Source organism: Exiguobacterium sp. s7 (genome assembly GCF_018618195.1).
In the GTDB taxonomy this organism is placed as follows: Bacteria; Bacillota; Bacilli; order Exiguobacteriales; family Exiguobacteriaceae; genus Exiguobacterium; species Exiguobacterium mexicanum_A.
On sequence record NZ_JACSLO010000001.1, the window covers coordinates 427,687 to 446,448 of the forward strand.

The 18,762-nt window shown below is 54.1% G+C and carries 13 protein-coding genes; 8 read left to right on the top strand and 5 right to left on the bottom strand.

All coding sequences use genetic code 11. The features are described from left to right. Window positions 1-37: 37 nt before the first annotated feature. The gene (locus tag KNP79_RS02225; RefSeq protein ID WP_215191070.1) at window positions 38-1,147 is read left to right on the top strand and encodes an NAD(P)/FAD-dependent oxidoreductase; all 1,110 of its coding nucleotides are present in this window, start codon (window positions 38-40) and stop codon (window positions 1,145-1,147) included. 39 nt (window positions 1,148-1,186) lie between these two features. Here KNP79_RS02225 and KNP79_RS02230 read toward each other — a convergent pair whose 3' ends face one another. Then, the gene (locus tag KNP79_RS02230) at window positions 1,187-1,750 is read right to left on the bottom strand and encodes a TetR/AcrR family transcriptional regulator (protein ID WP_215191072.1); all 564 of its coding nucleotides are present in this window, start codon (window positions 1,748-1,750) and stop codon (window positions 1,187-1,189) included. A gap of 122 nt (window positions 1,751-1,872) precedes the next feature. On the opposite strand from KNP79_RS02230, the gene KNP79_RS15790 reads away from it, so the two are divergent. From KNP79_RS15790 to KNP79_RS02245, 3 genes are all read left to right on the top strand, one after another. Further along, window positions 1,873-2,745 (top strand): ABC transporter ATP-binding protein, encoded by an 873-nt coding sequence (locus tag KNP79_RS15790; protein WP_215191074.1) that lies wholly within the window; start codon window positions 1,873-1,875, stop codon window positions 2,743-2,745. Continuing rightward, entirely contained in the window at window positions 2,746-3,543 is a 798-nt protein-coding gene (locus tag KNP79_RS02240) for an ABC transporter permease subunit (protein WP_215191076.1), read from the top strand. A 66-nt stretch (window positions 3,544-3,609) separates the two neighbouring features. Then, window positions 3,610-4,422, top strand: a complete 813-nt coding sequence (locus KNP79_RS02245) for an aldo/keto reductase (RefSeq protein ID WP_215191078.1) — start codon at window positions 3,610-3,612, stop codon at window positions 4,420-4,422. Between the two features lie 253 nt (window positions 4,423-4,675). Here the strand turns inward: KNP79_RS02245 and tnpB are convergent, their stop codons facing one another. Then, window positions 4,676-5,848: an IS200/IS605 family element RNA-guided endonuclease TnpB gene (gene tnpB, locus KNP79_RS02250; protein ID WP_215191081.1), complete on the bottom strand. Its 1,173-nt coding sequence runs from the start codon at window positions 5,846-5,848 to the stop codon at window positions 4,676-4,678. A gap of 155 nt (window positions 5,849-6,003) precedes the next feature. Between tnpB and KNP79_RS02255 the strand changes: the two genes are divergently transcribed. From KNP79_RS02255 to KNP79_RS02265, 3 genes are all read left to right on the top strand, one after another. After that, window positions 6,004-6,753 carry a TspO/MBR family protein gene (locus tag KNP79_RS02255; protein WP_215191083.1) on the top strand — a complete coding sequence of 250 codons (750 nt, stop codon included), beginning with the start codon at window positions 6,004-6,006 and terminating at the stop codon, window positions 6,751-6,753. 278 nt (window positions 6,754-7,031) lie between these two features. After that, entirely contained in the window at window positions 7,032-11,471 is a 4,440-nt protein-coding gene (gene gltB, locus KNP79_RS02260; protein ID WP_215191090.1) for a glutamate synthase large subunit, read from the top strand. After that, window positions 11,468-12,919: a glutamate synthase subunit beta gene (locus tag KNP79_RS02265; protein WP_215191092.1), complete on the top strand. Its 1,452-nt coding sequence runs from the start codon at window positions 11,468-11,470 to the stop codon at window positions 12,917-12,919. The genes gltB and KNP79_RS02265 overlap by 4 nt, the downstream gene beginning before the upstream one ends. Window positions 12,920-13,068: 149 nt before the next feature. On the opposite strand, the gene KNP79_RS02270 is transcribed toward KNP79_RS02265, so the two are convergent. From KNP79_RS02270 to KNP79_RS02280, 3 genes are all read right to left on the bottom strand, one after another. Beyond that, window positions 13,069-14,388: a Na+/H+ antiporter family protein gene (locus KNP79_RS02270; RefSeq protein ID WP_215191201.1), complete on the bottom strand. Its 1,320-nt coding sequence runs from the start codon at window positions 14,386-14,388 to the stop codon at window positions 13,069-13,071. 147 nt (window positions 14,389-14,535) lie between these two features. Continuing rightward, the gene (locus KNP79_RS02275; RefSeq protein WP_034777456.1) at window positions 14,536-15,246 is read right to left on the bottom strand and encodes a YebC/PmpR family DNA-binding transcriptional regulator; all 711 of its coding nucleotides are present in this window, start codon (window positions 15,244-15,246) and stop codon (window positions 14,536-14,538) included. 79 nt (window positions 15,247-15,325) lie between these two features. Beyond that, window positions 15,326-15,772, bottom strand: coding sequence for a MarR family winged helix-turn-helix transcriptional regulator (locus tag KNP79_RS02280; protein WP_034777458.1), 447 nt, complete (start codon window positions 15,770-15,772; stop codon window positions 15,326-15,328). A gap of 385 nt (window positions 15,773-16,157) precedes the next feature. On the opposite strand from KNP79_RS02280, the gene adhE reads away from it, so the two are divergent. Then, a complete protein-coding gene (gene adhE / locus KNP79_RS02285) occupies window positions 16,158-18,749 on the top strand; it encodes a bifunctional acetaldehyde-CoA/alcohol dehydrogenase (protein WP_215191094.1) in 2,592 nt (863 codons plus the stop codon). Window positions 18,750-18,762: the final 13 nt, after the last annotated feature.

The window sequence follows — 18,762 nt, forward strand, 5'->3', positions numbered from 1 at the left end:
GTGAAGCCCTGATCGAACCGATGAGGGCGCTAAAGCTATGAAAAAAGTGATTGTGATTGGATCAGGAATCGTCGGCATCTCGACAGCATACCATCTGGCCGGGAAGGCTGACGTCACCGTCATCGACCGAAAAGAGAAGGGCCGTGCGACCGACGCGGCGGCGGGCATCGTCTGCCCATGGATCGCCCAGCGCCGCAACAAGGCATGGTACGCGCTCGCCAAAGGCGGCGCTCACTATTATGCGACCGTCGTCGACGATTTGAAGCGAGAAGGCGAGACGGAGACCGGCTATAAACGCGTCGGAACGCTCGCCTTGCACGAAGACAAAAAATTGAACGAGATGCAAGAACGGACGGCGCTGCGCCGGGAAGAAGCCCCGGAAATCGGCGATTTGACCCGAATGACGGCGGAAGAGGCGAGAGCGCTGTTCCCACCGCTCTCGGACGAATATGACGCTCTTCTCGTCGAAGGAGGGGCAAGAGTTGATGGGGAGAAGTTAAGAGCGGCGCTCGAACGGGTCGCCGTGAAGCGTGGCGTGACCTTGATTGATGGTTCAGCCGTCCTCGTTGAAGAAAACGGTTATCATGTCGAGTGTGACGGGGTCCGCTATGAGGCGGATGAGATCGTGCTCGCTTGCGGGGCGTGGTTGCCCGAGTTGATGGAGCCGATCGGTTATACGGCACGTGTCGCCGGGGAAAAAGCGCAAATCGTGCACGTGCAGCTACCGGACACGGATGCGTCTGACTGGCCGGTCGTCATGCCGCCGCGGCGCCGTTATTTGCTCGGGTTCGAAGAAGGGCGAATCGTCATCGGCTCGACACACGAGCGGGACAAGGCGTTCGACGCACGGCCGACGGCGATCGGGATTCACGAAGTGCTCTCGAAAGGGCTGGAATCGGCCCCGGGACTCGCTGAAGCCGAACTGATTGAGACGCGGGTCGGCTTCCGTCCGGTCACACCGAACTCGATTCCGATTCTCGGCCGTGTGCCGGGAGCGGAGCAGTTGCTCGTCGCCAACGGTCTCGGATCGTCCGGCTTGACGGTCGGTCCGTTCATCGGAAAAGTGCTCGCCGACCTCGTTCTGACAGGAGGCTGTGAGCTCGACATGTCGCTCTATCCGATTGAAGATTTTATCTATCCGACATGAAACAAGCGACCATCCTCTCGGGTGGTCGCTTGTTCGTCGTCAACGGCTCATGATGCCGTTCAAAAAGAAATGGAAATAGTCCTCCATCAGCGTGCCCATGTCACCAGACGGGAAGGCCGGATCGGACAAAATCGCCTGTTGCATGAGTTGAACGTATCGCAAGTACGAATCGGTCGACAGTTCCGGGTCGATGGCCCCGTTCGTCTTCCCATATTCGATCAGTTGCCGGAACGCGGCGTAGCCTCGGCCTGCCAACTGTTGCCATGATGCATCCGCTTGAATCATCGAGGTGATCGTCTCATCGAACAATGCTGCCGTCTCGATCTTGCGTGACAAGATCTCAATCATCAATTGATCGAACGGGACGTTGTCCGCGATCTGTCCCTCGATCCATCCCATCTGTTCTTCGGTCATTTCGGTCAAGACGGCGACGATTACTTGTTCTTTGGAACCGAAATAATTATAAATTGATACCGGGGAGACCGAGGCGGCGCGCGCGAGCTCGCTCACCGTGAAACGTGACTGCTTCTCGGCCATCAGTCGAAAGGCAGCATCTAATATCGCCCGTCGTTTCGTCTCGGTTCGTTTTGTGAATCCATCCATAGGCATCCTCGCTTCTCATATAGTTTTGTAACCAATATACCATTTCCATTTCAAAAAATAACGTGATATACTTGTTTTGTAATCATATATATTTTATATTTCAAAACTAAGGAGTGAGGACAGTGATTCAAATTAAAGGACTCACGAAGCGTTTCGATCCGTACCATGGCATCTTCGACGTGTCGTTCACGGTCGAGCCTGGAACCGTGTTCGGATTTATCGGACCGAACGGGGCAGGAAAATCGACGACGATTCGTCACTTGATGGGATTGCTACATGCTGACGCTGGCACGGCCACCGTCATGGGGCACGACTGTTGGAACGAGAGCGAGACGGTGAAAGCGCTCGTCGGCTATTTACCAGGTGAGATTAATTATCCGCAAGACATGACCGGAGAAGAAGTCATTCGTCTCACCCGTAAATTGCATGTGACGAGTACGGAACGTGAACGGAAGTTACGGGAGGTGTTCGCCCTCGATTCGTCGCTTAAAGTACGGAAGATGTCGAAGGGGATGAAACAAAAGCTCGCCATCATCACTTGCTTCATGAAAGACGTGCCTGTTTATATCCTCGATGAACCGACGAGCGGACTCGATCCGCTCATGCAGGAACGGCTCGTCGATTGGGTGATTGCCGAGAAGAAAGCGGGCAAGGCAGTGTTAATGAGTTCGCACCACTTTCCTGAGATGGAGAAGACGTGCGACCGAGCCGCACTCATCCGTGATGGTCGAATGATTATCGAAGCAGAAATGACAGAGTTGAAACGGCATAGCCAAAAGACGTATCGCATCGAGCTGCAGGACGAATCGGCAGCAATGCGGTTGAGCGAAGAAGTCGGTTCGCGTGACGGTGTGGTCGTCACCGTCACTTTATCGACAGTGGAAGAGTTGAACGACTTGATTCATCGACTCGGCCGTCATGAGGTCCAGTCGTTGTCGAGCGGCACCGACGAACTCGAGCATCTGTTCATGCAATATTATGGGGAGGCGAAATAAATGGTACTCATCTCGGCACTGTTTAAACAAAACCGCAGTTGGATCCTTGGCTACTCGCTCGGGACGAGCCTCTACTTGTTCTTTCTGGCGGCGGTGTTCCCGTCGATTCAAGAGACGGGACTGATTGAAGGCAAATTGGATTCGTTGCCACCGGAGCTGCTCGAAGTGTTCAAAATCGACCCGAACTTGGCGATGGACAACGTCATCAATCTGCTTGCGGGCAATTACTATGGGCTCATCTTTTACGTATTGGCCATCCTATTCGCGCTCACATTCGCTTCGCGGCTCATGGCCAAACCCGTCGACTCGGGTGAGGTCATGCTCTATTTGGCCGCACCGATTTCACGTGGCGGTTACGTGACGGCCAGTATGGTGTTGCTTGTTCTCGCGAGCGGCATGCTTGTCGGGTTGAACGGGCTCAGTCTCATGCTTGCCAATGTCCTATTTGATTTACAGATCGACATCGGCTTACTGTGGACGCTTCAGTTGAACGCAGGACTGATTCTAGTCGTCCTCGGGGCGCTCGCCTATGTGCTCGCGAGCCTATTCGACGACAGCACACGGTCATATATGGTCACGGGTGGGATTTTCGCGCTCTTCTTGATGGCGAATGTGTTCTCGGGATTTAGTGACCAGCTCGACTGGTTGAATACGTTATCGATCTTCTCGTTGTTTGACGCCAACGCTCAAATCCAAGGGGAATCAGCGTTTCGTTCTTTCATCTGGTTGGGGGGACTTCTCATCGTCGCAATGCTGTTGTCTTATGGACGTTTTACCCGAAAAGATTTAACGATTTAGTTTTTCGAAATAGAATGACGGGTATGATACAATCAGCTCGAACAGTTTTGAAAGGGGAATGATTGTATGCAACTCGCAACGTTACGCAACGGTGTCAAAATTCCAATGATCGGCTTTGGGGTATGGCAAGTCGACAATGAGACGGAGGCGCCACAGGCCGTCGCCGAGGCACTCAAAGTCGGATATCGCCACATCGATACAGCAGCAGTCTATAAGAATGAAGAAGGCGTCGCTAAAGGGATTCAGACGTCAGGCGTCGCTCGCGACGACATCTTTTTGACATCGAAGATTTGGAACGAAGACATCCGCCAGCGCCGGACGAAAGAGGCGTTTGACGAGTCGCTCGCTCGACTCGAGACGGACTATTTAGATCTCTGTCTTCTCCACTGGCCAGTCGACGGGTTCGTCGAGGCATGGAAAGATTTGATCGACCTCTATGAGGCTGGTAAAATCAAGGCGATCGGAGTGTCGAACTTTAAAGAACATCATCTCGAAACGTTGAAAGAAGCGGGTCTCATGACGCCGCTCATCAATCAGATCGAGTTGCACCCGCAACTGCCGCAACCAGATCTCGTCGAGTATTGCCAAGACGAGGGAATTCAAGTCGAGGCCTGGAGCCCGCTCATGCAAGGGAAGTTCCTCGACATCCCGACTTTCGCTGAGATCGCGGAGAAACACGGCAAGACGCCGGCGCAAGTCGTGCTTCGCTGGCATTTGGACACGGGGAATGTCGCGCTTCCGAAATCCGTCACACCGCACCGCATTCAAGAGAACTTCGAAGTGTTCGACTTTGCGCTCGATGCGGACGACTTGGCGAAAATCGATGCCGTGGCGACACATGACCGCCTCGGTCCGGACCCGGATGAAATCGACTTCTAAACAATTGATGCTATTGTCCACGAACTCAGGTGGGTGATTCCGAATGCGGTGACACTGCCGCTTCTTCGAAACGACTCCGGTTTAGACCGGGGTCGTTTTATTATGTGTCCTGAGAGTTATTCAGGAGCTAGTCCAGATGTGTATGAGCGTTGGCACATGGGTATAGAAAACTATGCTATTGAACTACCTCCACCTACGCTTCGCTTGGAGGTGAAGGATTCCTGGTTGATCCGGTCTAACGACCGGAACCTGATCAGGCTAGCCCCGTCGTCCCGACGGTTGAAGAGGCCAGGATGCGCTCGGCCTCTCGTTTCAAGTTCAGTCCCGCGTTCACATCGCGGTCGTGGTGGGTCCCGCAACCCGGGCACGTCCATATGCGCAGACCGAGATGCTTCACGTCTTTGTGTCGATGGCCGCAACTCGAACAGAGCTGGCTCGAGGCGAACGTCTTGCCGACCTTGACGACGGTCTTGCCGTACCAGCCGGCCTTGTATTCGAGCATACGGAAGAACGCCGACCAGCTGACATCGGAGATGGATTTGCTGAGCGTGCGGTCCTGCTGCATGTGTTTCACCTGCAGGGTCTCGATGCCGATGACGTCGTGGTTTTTGACGATCTCGGTCGACACCTTGTGCAGGAAGTCGGTGCGCTTGTTGGCGATCTTCTCATGGATGCGGGCGACCTTGCGTTTCTGTTTCTGATAGTTCTTCGCCTCGGACAGCTTGATGTTCCGGTTCAGGGCGATGAGCTGACGACGGGAGAGCTTGCGTTGCTCGCGCGCCATTCTCTTCTCGAGCGAACGGAAGTAGCGGTCGTTTTGGTACACCGTGCCGTCGGACAGGACGGCGAAATGCTTCAGGCCGACGTCGACGCCGACCGAGGAGCCGGTCTTCGGCAGTTCGTCGATCTCCTGCTCGACGAGGAGGGAGACGAAGTGTTTGCCCGAGGCGTTCCGGCGGATCGTGGCGTTCAAGATGCGACCCTCGACCCGTCTCGAGTTGGCGAACCGGACCCACTTCAGCTTCGGCAGCTTGAGCCGATTCCCGACGATCGACACCTCAGGAAGTTGAGACTTGCCTTGGATATTCGTCTTGTAGGATTGGACGGGGTTCCGCTTCGACTTGAACCGTGGCCGTTCGTTCTGCTTCTTGAAGAAGCGGTCATACGCCTCGGCCAGATGTTTGACGCTCGCCTGGACAGATGTGCTATCGACCTCACTCAGCCAGTCGAACTCTTGTTTCAAAAAAGGGATTTCTTTTGAACAGGAACCGTAGGACAAGCCTTTTCCTGTCGCCTTATAGGTCTCTTCCCACTTCGCCAAGAAGTGGTTGAAGACGAAGCGTGAACAGCCGATCGTCTTGGCGATTAGGATCTCCTGCTCCGTTGTCGGATAGATCCGGAATTTATACGCTTTATGCTTCATCATGATGTTCACCTCCTTTAGGTATTTATACCCAAAAGAGAGGTTGGCGATTCATCTCCCACTTTCACTGGGGCTTCGCTCTTAATGTGTAGATTTGGGAGTATTCTCGCCGAATTTCGATAAAGGAGGTGTCAGGTCTTCTTCGGAGGATCCTACTTATGGACTTATCAAAATGGCCTTTAATCAACTGGCTGGCGTTTTTAGCGACAGTCGTCATCAACTACTTCGCGAGCGGTGAAAATGCGGCCGTGTCGGACCGAATCGATATTTACTTCAAACCGGCCGGCTACGCGTTCTCGATTTGGGGCGTGATTTATATCGCGCTCGCCGTCTGGCTCGTCTTGCAACTGAAGAAAGGGTCGGTTGCGAACCGGCAGGCGAATCGGATGAAAGCGGGCTTTCTCGTCTCGTGTATCTTGAACGGCCTCTGGTTGCTCACGTTCACGAACGAGTGGTTCATCGCTTCGCTCGTCGTCATGGTCGCATTTCTCGCGACGCTCGCCTGGCTCTATTACATCGCCTTCCGGACGTCGACAAGTTGGCTCGACCGGTTCCCGTTCTCGATTTATATCGGCTGGGTGTCCGTCGCGACGATCGTCAACGTGTTCGTCGTCATGAACCGAGAAAATGTCACCACGTTGCTCGGGCTCGACGAACTGGCTTGGACGTCGCTCATGCTCATGGTCGGTGTTGTCCTCGCACTCGTCTTCATGTGGTGGCATCGTGACTTCATCTATCCGCTCGTCTTCGTCTGGGCCTACGTCGCCATCTTTGCACGAATCGAGGAAGCGACGCTTTATGTCGTCCTCGTCAGTGCCTTGATTTTGCTCACCCTCGGCTATGTCGGCTTGATCATTTGGAAAAAGCCACGGGCATTCTTGCATCACTCACGAAAAACGGTTGAATAAGGTCGAAAGCAGAAGCGGTAGCTCAATAGACTACCGCTTTTTTTGCTAGATTATTTGAGTTCTTATGAACCTATATATCAATATATTTTATGGATAATTATTCTTTATGCATTATAACATGTTTTCAAAAATTGCTTGATAACGCTGATGAATCCGCTTACATCGATATGGTGGTGGACGTGAATTATGCAGAATGGTATACAAGACCCTTGATTTATCAGAATATTTAGAACAAAATAAAATTTACGAAACAAGATCGAGAGAGAGGGGTTGATTCGATGAAGCGAACAGGCTTGTACGATTCACGATTCGAAAAAGACGCATGTGGCATTGGGCTATATGTCAACCTAAACGGAGAGAAGAAACACGACATTGTCAGTAAATCATTATCGATGCTCTGTAAGCTGGAACACCGGGGCGGGCAAGGCGTCATCGATGCCGGAGACGGAGCGGGGATCATGACCGAGCTACCGCACGAACTGTTCCTCGAGACGATGAATTTGCCGACACCAGGTCGCTACGCGGTCGGGATGGTCTTTTTCCAACCTGACGAATCACGGCTGCAAGAAAAGCAACGGCAGATGGAAGCGATTGCCGATGAGTTTGACTATGCGACCATCGCCTGGCGTGAGGTCCCGGTCGATAGTTTGGCCATTGGGGAACACGCCAGGGTGACACAGCCGACGATTTATCAATGGTTCGTTTCTTGCCCATTCGCAGACTACGACTCGAACGAGCGGACACTCTACCAACTCAGACGGACGATTGAGAAGACCGAGGACTTGAATCTATACATGCCGAGTTTATCGACGAAGACGATCGTCTATAAAGGGATGCTGACGCCTGAGCAGATTGAGCGGTTTTATCTCGATTTGCAGGCGCCGGCCTATAAGAGCACGTTCGGTATCGTCCATTCTCGCTTCTCGACGAACACGTTCCCATCATGGGAGCGGGCCCATCCGAACCGCATGATTGTGCACAACGGAGAAATTAACACACTCCGCGGCAATATCGATGCGATGCGAGCGCGCGAAGGCGTGACATCGACCGATTTGTTCGAGGACGTGAATCAACTGTTCCCAGTCCTTCAAGAGACGGGCAGCGATTCGTCGATGCTCGATAACGCCTTCGAGTTCTTCACACGGACCGGACGTTCCATCGCTCATACGGCGATGATGCTCATCCCTGAGCCGTTCGCGGAAGTGAAAATAGACCCGTTTAAAAAAGACTTCTACCAATATCATTCGTCCATCATGGAGCCTTGGGATGGACCGACGGGCGTCGTCTTCACGGACGGACGTCAAATCGGGGCCATCTTGGATCGGAACGGACTGCGCCCGATGCGTTACATCGAGACGCTGGATGGCGAACTCATCTTGTCGTCTGAGAGCGGCGTCATTCCCGTACAAGCCGAGAACGTGAAGTCGAAACAGCGACTTCGTCCAGGCCAGCTCCTATTGATCGACTTAGAGTCGAAACGCCTCATCCCTGACGCGGAAATCAAACAGACGATCGCGCGAGCCGAGCCGTACGGTAAATGGTTGAAGCAGATGACTAAGCTTGAAGAGTCTCCGGTCGAAGAGCCGTTCGTCGCCGAACTGCACCGGAAACAGCGGGCGTTCGGTTACACGAAAGAAGATATCGAACAATATCTCGTCCCACTCATCCTTGAGAAGAAAGACCCGATTGGTTCGATGGGTCATGACCAACCGGTCGCGGTCTTGTCTGAACGGCCACGCTCATTGTTCCATTACTTCAAACAGCACTTCGCCCAAGTCACGAACCCGCCAATCGATGCATTGCGTGAGAAGATCGTCACGGCCACGTTCACGTGGCTCGGACCACTCGCGAACCCGGTCCACACCGGCCGTGGTCATGCGCGTCGCGTCTGGCTCAAACATCCGTTCCTTGATGCGGCCGCGGTCGAACAAGTGAACGAGACGCTTCGCGTCGAACGGGTCGAGACGACATACGAACACGACCTCGAGGCTGCCCTTGAGACGTTGTTCGAACGTGTCGAAGGGCTCGTCCGCGATGGGGCTGAAGTCATCATCTTGTCAGACCGAAGCATGAACGAAAACCTGCTGGCGATGCCGTCGCTCCTCGTCTTGAGCGCCGTCCACCAACATTTGATTCGCGTCAATCTTCGCGCGTCGTGCAGTCTCGTCGCTGAGAGTGGCGAAGTGCGTGAAGTGCACCAAGCGGCCGCCTTGATTGGATACGGCGCTGACGCCGTCTATCCGTATCTCGCCTATGCGACGATTGCCGAGGCGGTCGAGGACGGTCAACTGCCATACTCGTTCACAGAAGCCGTTCGCCGCTATCAGACGGCATCGGTCGATGGCATCGTCAAGATCATGTCGAAGATGGGAATCTCGACCGTGCAAAGTTATCGCGGGGCACAAATCTTTGAGGCGGTCGGCATTGACCGTGCCTTGATCGAACGCCATTTCCGTGGAACGACGTCACAATTGTCCGGTGTCGGTTTCATCGAACTCGAGGAAGAGTCGCGCCGTCAGCACGAATCCGCCTACAAACGCGAGCGACCGCTCGAGGCCGGAGCCGACTTCCAGTGGCGCGCTGACGGGGAAGAGCACGCCTTTAACCCGAAGACGATTCATTTGCTCCAGCGGGCCTGCCGCGAGAACGAGCGCCGGTATTATGACGCTTACGTCAAACTCCACGAGTCGTCAGGCCAATTCTTACGTCAATTGTTCGCGTTCAAACAACAAGATGCGATTTCGATTGATGAAGTCGAGTCGGTCACTTCGATCGTCAGCCGCTTCAAGACGGGAGCAATGTCGTTCGGATCCCTTTCGAAAGAGGCGCACGAGACGCTCGCCATCGCCATGAACCAAATCGGCGGCAAGAGCAACTCCGGGGAAGGCGGGGAGGACCGGAATCGGTTCACGCCTGATGAGGACGGAAGCGAACGCGTCAGTCGCATCAAGCAAGTCGCGAGTGGACGTTTCGGCGTGACGGCCGAATACTTGTATCACGCCGATGAGATTCAAATCAAGATGGCTCAAGGTGCGAAGCCGGGTGAGGGCGGACAATTGCCTGGGAACAAAGTATACCCATGGGTCGCCGAAGTGCGCGGCTCTGTCCCAGGCGTTGGACTCATCTCGCCACCACCGCACCACGACATCTATTCGATTGAAGATTTGGCGCAACTCATCTTCGACTTGAAGCACGTCAACCCGAACGCGAAAATCAGTGTCAAACTCGTCTCGAAGTCAGGCGTCGGGACGATTGCGGCCGGTGTCGCCAAGGCGAACGCCGACACGATCGTCATCAGTGGCTATGACGGAGGGACCGGGGCGTCACCTCGGACATCAATCAAGCATACAGGACTCCCGTGGGAGCTCGGTCTGCTCGAGACACACCAGACGCTCGCGTTGAATGGACTCCGAGGCCGCGTCACGCTCGAGACCGACGGTAAGCTCATGACTGGACGTGATATCGTCCTCGCCGCCATCTTCGGCGCCGAAGAATACGCGTTCGCGACGGCGCCGCTCGTCGTCCTTGGCTGTATCATGATGCGGGCGTGTCACCTCGACACGTGTCCGGTCGGTGTCGCCACACAAGACCCGGCTTTACGCGCGAAGTTCATGGGCAAACCCGAACACGTCGTCAACTTGATGACGTTCCTCGCCGAAGACGTGCGGGAGATTTTAGCCTCGCTCGGCGCGAAATCGCTCCGTGACGTCATTGGCCGGACCGACTTGTTAGAGGAAAGCGTCTGGAAACAAGAACATCCGAAAGCGAGAACACTTGATTTGGCACCGATGCTATCGATTCCGACGGCGTTGCCGGAAAAAGAGGAACTGCCGCATCCGGCCTATCAGTCGTATGACCATCGCAAACTGATCCCAGCCGTCTCACGTTCCATCAAGTCGCTCCAACCGACGTTCTTCGTCGGCCGCGTCCGCAACACGGACCGAGCCGTCGGGACGATGCTCGGGCATGAAGTGACGAAAGTGCATGGCAACGTCGGACTCGCCGAGGACACGATTTCACTTCGCCTCAGCGGATCGGCCGGCCAAAGTTTAGGGGCGTTTTTGCCGAACGGGATCACCATCTCGGTCATCGGCGACGCCAACGACTATGTCGGGAAAGGCTTGAGCGGTGGAAAGCTCGCCGTCATCGCTGAGAAACATGCCCCGTTCGAAGAGAGTGAACAAGTCATTGCCGGTAACGTCTGCCTGTATGGCGCGACGTCGGGGATGGCATTCTTCAACGGTCATGTCGGCGAACGATTTGCCGTCCGTAACTCGGGTGCCGTCGCCGTGACCGAAGGGGTCGGCGACCATGGCTGCGAGTATATGACCGGTGGGACGGTCGTCGTGCTCGGGTCGGTCGGTCGTAACTTTGGGGCCGGGATGTCGGGCGGGGTCGCCTATCTGTACGGGGACCAAGCGTACGAACAGCTCGTCAACGAAGAGCTCGTCTCGATTGACCGCGAGTTGACCGACGAGGATGCCGAACAGATTTACGCGCTGCTCGAGATGCACCAGTTCCATACGGACAGTGTCAAAGCGAGAGCCGTGCTCGAGTCGTTCGAGCAAGAACGAAAACGCTTCGTCAAAATCGTACCGCGTGATTATGCGAACGTGCTTGACGTCATGCGTCATATCGAGGCGACGCGTCCGGAATTGAGTGACGCCGACCGTGCCCTCGAACTATTCCGTGTCGTGACTGAAGGAGGGGGAGTATGAGACATAAATTTATTGATATCCCGCGGGAGACATTACCTGAGCGTTCCGTCCTCGAACGGATCCATGATTACAGTGAATACGCGTCTCGGATGGAAGACGAACCAATCGTCAAACAAGCCGAGCGCTGCATGGATTGCGGCACCCCGTTCTGTCACGTCGGGGACATGATTGGCCAAGAGACGATTGGCTGTCCGATTCACAACTTGATTCCGGAGTGGAACAAGCTTGTCTCGGACCAAGATTGGTATCGTGCTTACGAACGATTGATGGAGACGAACAACTTCCCGGAGTTTACGGGGCGTGTCTGCCCGGCCCCGTGTGAAGGATCGTGTACGCTCGGCATCAGTGAGGACCCGGTCGCGATCAAATCGATCGAACGGACGATCATCGACCGCGCGTTCGAGGAAGGCTGGGTCAAGCCACGACATGTCAAGAAACGGACCGGACACCGTGTCGCCATCATCGGCAGCGGGCCGGCCGGACTCGCGGCGGCCGATCAGTTGAACCAGCTCGGCCATGCGGTCACGATTTATGAGAAGGCGGATGAGGCGGGCGGTCTGTTGTTCTATGGCATTCCGAACATGAAGCTCGAGAAAGACGTCGTCCGGCGTCGTGTACGTCTGCTTGAGGCGGAAGGGATCCGCTTCAAGACCGGCGTCAACGTCGGGACCGACGTGACGATCGAGTCACTCCGTCACACGTACGATGCTGTCATTCTCGCGACGGGCGCACAGAAACAACGGACGCTCGGCATCGATGGGGATGATGCCAACGGCGTCGAGCCGGCGATGGATTATTTGACGGAATCGACGCGTATGCTCGGCGGGAAATCGCTCGACGCTCGATACGATGCGGAGGGGAAAGACGTCATCGTCATCGGTGGTGGGGACACGGGCGCGGACTGTGTGGCGACGGCAATCCGTCAAGGCGCCAAGTCAGTGACACAGTTTGGGAAACACCCGGAGAAAGGTATGTTCCGGGCACCGGAGAAGCCATGGCCGCTCCAACCGGACACGTTATCGACTGATTACGCTTATGCGGAAGCGATTGAACACTTCGACCGTGACCCGCGCACGTATTTGATTCGCTCGAACCGAGTCATCAAAGAGGGGGACCGGGTCGTCGGCATTGAGACGGAACGGATGGAGAAAATCGTAAAACCTGATGGACAGGCGATGTTCTTCGTCGTCGACGGTTCAGTAGAGACGTATCCAGCCGATCTCGTGCTTGTCGCCATCGGGTTCGAACGACCGGAGCGAGAGCTCCGGAAAGTCGGCATCGAGGCGAACCATGACTATACGTCGAACGTCGAGGGTGTGTTTGTTGCAGGGGATGCGAGACGGGGACAAAGTTTGATTGTTTGGGCAATCCGAGAAGGTCGCGAGGTCGCGGATACCGTCGACGGATACTTGAACACTTGTCAACAACAGCTAAAAACTTCATCATAAAAAGGAGCGACGAATTCGTCGCTCCTTTTTACATGGACATTTAGGAGGAGTCAGAAATGATTATCGAAATCCTCATGTACACCGGGATTTGGTTTTTACTCGTGCTCGTCTTGCTCGGTACGATTTACGCTCGGCGCAATCGGAAGTGATTACAACACCATGGCGGCGATCAAGCCGAAGATGATGAGCGGAATATTGTAGTGGAGGAACGTCGGCCACACCGTCTCACGCAAGTGGTCGTGTTGACCGTCGGCGTTCAAGCCGCTCGTCGGTCCGAGTGTCGAGTCACTTGCCGGGCTACCAGCATCACCGAGTGCACCGGCCGTCCCGATGATGGCGATTGTCGCCTCGACCGAGAAACCGTATTGGATGCAAAGCGGGACGAAGATGGCCGCGATGATTGGAATCGTCGAGAAACTCGAACCGATTCCTAACGTGATCACGAGTCCGACGAGGAGCATGACGAGCGCGGCGACAAATTGTGAGTCGCCCATGATGCCGCTTGCGCCACTGACGAGCGGATCGATGGCACCGGTCGCGCGGATGACGGCGGCAAAACCGCTCGCTGCAATCATGACGAAGCCGATGAAAGCCATCATGCGCATCCCGCTCGTGAAGATGTCGTCTGCCTCTGACCAAGGGATGAGGCGAAGCAGCGTCAACAGGATGAGTCCTGAGACGGCCGATGCGATCATCGATTCGGTCTGAAGTTGAACGACGAGCACGACGAGGACGACGGCAGCTGTGAGCCAGATTTTGAGCGGGCTCAACGTCCGAATCTCGTAATCAGTAGGCCCGAGTTGAATCGTATCGTACGTCCGCGGCTTCCGGTAGTGGAAGAAGGCGGTGACGAGACCGACGAGCATCCCGAGGGCTGGGATGGCCATGATGCTGACAATATTGACATCACCGACGGCCATGCCGTTCGTTTCCACGTTCGGCAGCAAAATCTCATTCAAGTAAATGCCGCCGAATCCGACCGGAAGTAACATATACGGCGTGACGAGACCGAACGTGAGAATCGTCGCCACGAGCCGGCGGTCGAGCTCCAACTCGTTAAAGAGCACGAGGAGCGGCGGGATGACAATCGGGATGAACGCGATGTGAATCGGTAAAGCGTTCTGCGAACTGATTGCTAGTAATAAGAGGAACGATAGCAACAACGCCTTGACGCGCGCCACGCTCTTACCGGTGACGTCGCGGCCAGACATGCTAATCAACTTCTCAGCGAGGACATCTGGGAGCCCTGTTTTTGACAAACCGACGGCGAACGCACCGAGTAGCGCATAACTGAGGGCGATGGTAGCCCCTCCGCCAAGACCGTCACTGAAGGCGGTCAACGTGTCGTTGAACCCGAGACCTCCGACGAGACCGCCGACGATTGCGGCGAGGATGAGCGACAAGACGATGTGAACTCGACTGATCGCGAGAGCGAATAATACGATAACAGCTAATAAGACAGCATTCATCAATTCCAACACCTTTCTTTCAAACTCTTTCTCTTGTTATCACTTTAATATGATAAAGACTTTTGAAATTTAACATACGTTTTTCGGGTTGTCAAATCGATTGTTCAAAAAAAGCGATAACTCCGAAAAGTTATCGCTCGTTCATGATCATTCAACGTTATGGTACACCTGGCGCACGTCTTCGAGATCTTCGAGGACGTCGAGCAGTTTTTCGAACTGTTCTTTCGACTCGTCGTCGAGGGCGATCTCGTTTTGTGGCAACATCGTCAACTCGGCGACTTCAAACGTCTCGATGCCTGCAGCTTTGAAGGCAGTCTGGACGGCATGGAACGCTTCTGGTTCCGCATAGACGATAATCGTCTCATCTTCTTCGATGACATCGCGAACGTCAAGATCGTGCTCCATCATGAGTTCGAGTACGTCGTCAGCAGACATGCCGCTGACACCGATGACGGCCGTCGCGTCAAACATGTAAGCGACCGATCCGCTGACACCCATGTTGCCGCCGTTTTTGCCGAAAGCGGCGCGGACTTCAGACGCCGTCCGGTTGACGTTGTTCGTGAGCGTGTCGACGATGAGCATCGAGCCGTTCGGTCCGAACCCTTCATAGCGGAGTTCATCGAAGTTCTCTTCGTCGCCGCCTTTCGCCTTGTCGATGGCGCGGTCGATGATGGCGCGTGGGACGTTGTACGTCTTCGCCCGTTCAACGACGAATTTGAGCGCTTGATTTGATTCTGGATCTGGTTCCCCTTGGCGGGCGGCTACGTAGATTTCACGGCCGAACTTCGCATAAATGCGACTCGTATTGGCGTCTTTTGACGCCTTTTTCTCTTTAATGTTGTTCCATTTACGACCCATTACATGTCATCTCTCTTTCCATTGTTCGATTGATTCATCCTCGATTATATAAGAAGACGTGGATGTTGACGAGTAAAAATCATCCCTCGCTCTTATCCATCTTCTCGACGATCTCCGTCAACGTCTTCAGGCTGTCAATCAATCGATCCGTCTCTTCCTCGTCTAAAAAAGCGAGGCGGTCCTCGAACAAGCGTCGAAACGAGTCGCGACGCTCGCGAAGAACGAGCTCACCTTTGTCGGTCAATTGGTTCCAGATGACACGGCGGTCACGCTCGTCCGGCACGCGGGTGATGTAGCCCTCATCGACGAGCTTCGTGATGAGCGGCGTCACGTTTGGCGGGGCGATCGATAGCGTCTCGCTGATGTGTCCGTTCGTCACGGCACCTTCATCCTCAATCAACATGAGGAGATGAAAGTGGGAAAAGTTCAAGTTTGGGATTTGCGGGAGGTCGGAACGGCGTAACAACTTCCTGCGGATTAATGGGATCAGTTTTACGAACTGATCGGCTGCGTCTTGTCTCGGCATAGTCATGTCACTTCCTAATTAGGTTCTTTCTTCATTATACACGACCGAGGGCGGGGTGGACGACCAATCCTTGTTGCGTGACAAATTGCACAGCACATCAGACAAACAGGCGTCACAATATATGTAAGCGTTTACATTTGTTAGACTTCATCTTTTCATGAAAACGCATACGATTTTACTGAGCGTCCTATCAAAAAGCAAGACCTATCCTCATTCTTCAAAAAAATATTGTGAAAGAGTTCACATTGTTGTCACGCACAAATTGTTGGAAACGTTGTATTCTATGAATGTGAAGGAAAGCACAAACTCTTATCAAACCACTGATCGCCCCGTGCTCTCCATCAAGTCAGCAGTATAAGCTCTCATTCATGAGGAGGAACCCAACATGGCAGTTAAAGAGAAAGCAGTAGTGGAAACATCAGCAGAACAGATGGTCGACACGCTCGTCACACGAGCACATACAGCGCTCGACACGTTAATGACGTTTGATCAAGAGAAAATCGATGCGATCGTTCAGGCGATGGCGCTAGCCGGTCTCGAACAACACGTCGCACTCGCGAAACATGCATATGAAGAAACTGGTCGCGGTGTGTTTGAAGATAAGATGATCAAAAACATCTTTGCGACAGAATATATTTATAACTCACTCCGTGGTGAGAAGACGGTCGGCGTCATCGAAGACGATGAGCAAAACGGCATCACGTACATCGCGGAACCAGTCGGTGTCGTCGCCGGGGTCACACCGGTCACGAACCCGACATCAACGACGATGTTCAAAGCAATCATCGGCATCAAAACACGTAACCCGATCATCTTCGGCTTCCACCCGTCGGCACAACAGTGTTCAAGTGAAGCGGCCCGCATCCTTCGTGACGCAGCCATCGAAGCCGGCGCACCGGAACATTTGATTCAATGGGTTGAAAAACCGTCACTCGACGCGACGAAAGCGCTTATGAACCACCCAGGAGTCGCCATGGTCCTCGCAACAGGCGGTGCGGCGATGGTCAAATCAGCCTATTCAACTGGTAAACCGGCCCTCGGTGTCGGTCCTGGTAACGTTCCAGCCTACATCGACAAGACAGCAAAAGTAAAACGTGCCATCTCGGACGTCATCTTGTCGAAAACGTTCGATAACGGGATGATCTGTGCATCTGAACAAGCGATCATCGTCGACCAAGAAGTTTACGAAGAAGTGAAAGCCGAAATGACGGCGCTCGGTTGCTACTTCTGCTCACCAGAAGAGAAAGCAAAACTCGAGACACTCGTCATTAAAACAGACTCTTGTGCGGTAAACCCTGAAATCGTCGGGAAGCCTGCAGCCTGGATCGCCGAGAAAGCTGGACTTAGCGTTCCGGCCGACACGAAAATCTTGATTGCCGAACTCGAGACGGTCGGCGCGACAGAATTGCTCTCACACGAGAAACTTAGCCCAGTACTAGGAGCCTATAAAGTCCAATCGCGTGAAGAAGGTTTCGCCATCGCTGAGAAGATGCTCGAAATCGGTGGTCTCGGTCATACGGCAGCCATCCACTCGACAGACGACGACGCCATCCTCGCATTCGGACTCCGGATGAAAGCTTGCCGCATCATCGTCAACTCGCCAACGGCACACGGCGGGATCGGTGACCTCTATAACGAAATGACACCATCACTCACACTCGGTTGTGGGTCGTACGGTAAAAACTCCGTCTCTGAGAACGTGACGGCGAAACATCTACTCAACGTGAAAAAGGTGGCGAGACGTCGCGTGAATATGCAATGGTTTAAAGTCCCTGAAAAGATTTACTTTGAGAAAAACTCGGTCCAATACCTTCAATCGCTCACATCGAAAAAACGGGCGATGATCGTTACAGATGAAATGATGGTCAAACTCGGATTTGCCGATAAAGTCGTCAAAAACTTGCCGGCTGGTGTCGAGTACCGCATCTTCGACCAAGTCGAGCCAGACCCATCGGTCGAGACGGTCATGCGTGGTGCCGAAGCGATGCGTCACTTCCAACCAGACATGATTATCGCACTCGGTGGTGGATCACCGATGGATGCCGCGAAAGGCATGTGGCTCTTCTACGAACGCCCAGAAGAGAAGTTCTCGAACCTTCGCCAAAAATTCATGGATATCCGCAAGCGGACGTACAAGTTCCCGACACTCGGCAACAAGTCGATGTTCGTCGCCATCCCGACAACATCAGGTACGGGTTCTGAAGTGACACCGTTCACGGTCATCACGGATAAGAAACGCAACGTCAAATACCCGATCGCTGACTATGCGATCACACCGGACGTCGCCATCGTCGACCCTGAGTTCGTCATGACGGTCCCAGCTTCAATCACGGCTGATACAGGTATGGACGTGTTGACACACGCCATCGAAGCGTACGTTTCGGTCATGGCAAACGACTATACGGATGGACTCGCGCTTCGTTCGATGAAGATGATCTTCGATTACCTCCCGAAAGCGTATGAGAACGGAAGTGACGCCGAAGCGCGTCAGAAAGTCCACAACGCATCGACAATGGCTGGTATGGCGTTCGCGAACGCGTTCCTCGGTATCAACCACTCGATCGCACACAAAATCGGTGGCGAGTTCCATGTCCCGCACGGACGGACGAACGCGATCCTTATGCCGCACGTCATCCGCTATAACGCGACACGCCCATCGAAACTCGCGGCGTTCCCGAAATATGAGTCATTCATCGCCGACGAGCGTTACGCTGAAATCGCGCGCTACCTCGGACTTCCAGCCAGCACGACGGAAGAAGGCGTCGAGTCGCTCATCCAAGCGATCATCGAGCTCGGTCAGCGCTTGAACATCAAACTCTCGTTCAAAGCCCAAGGCATCAAGAAAGCGGACCTCGACGCGAAAATCGACAAGATGGCAGTCGACGCGTTCGAAGACCAATGTACGACGGCTAACCCGAAAATGCCGCTCGTCGAAGAATTGAAAGAAATCATGTACGCTGCTTACGAAGGCGTATAAGTCTTACAATATC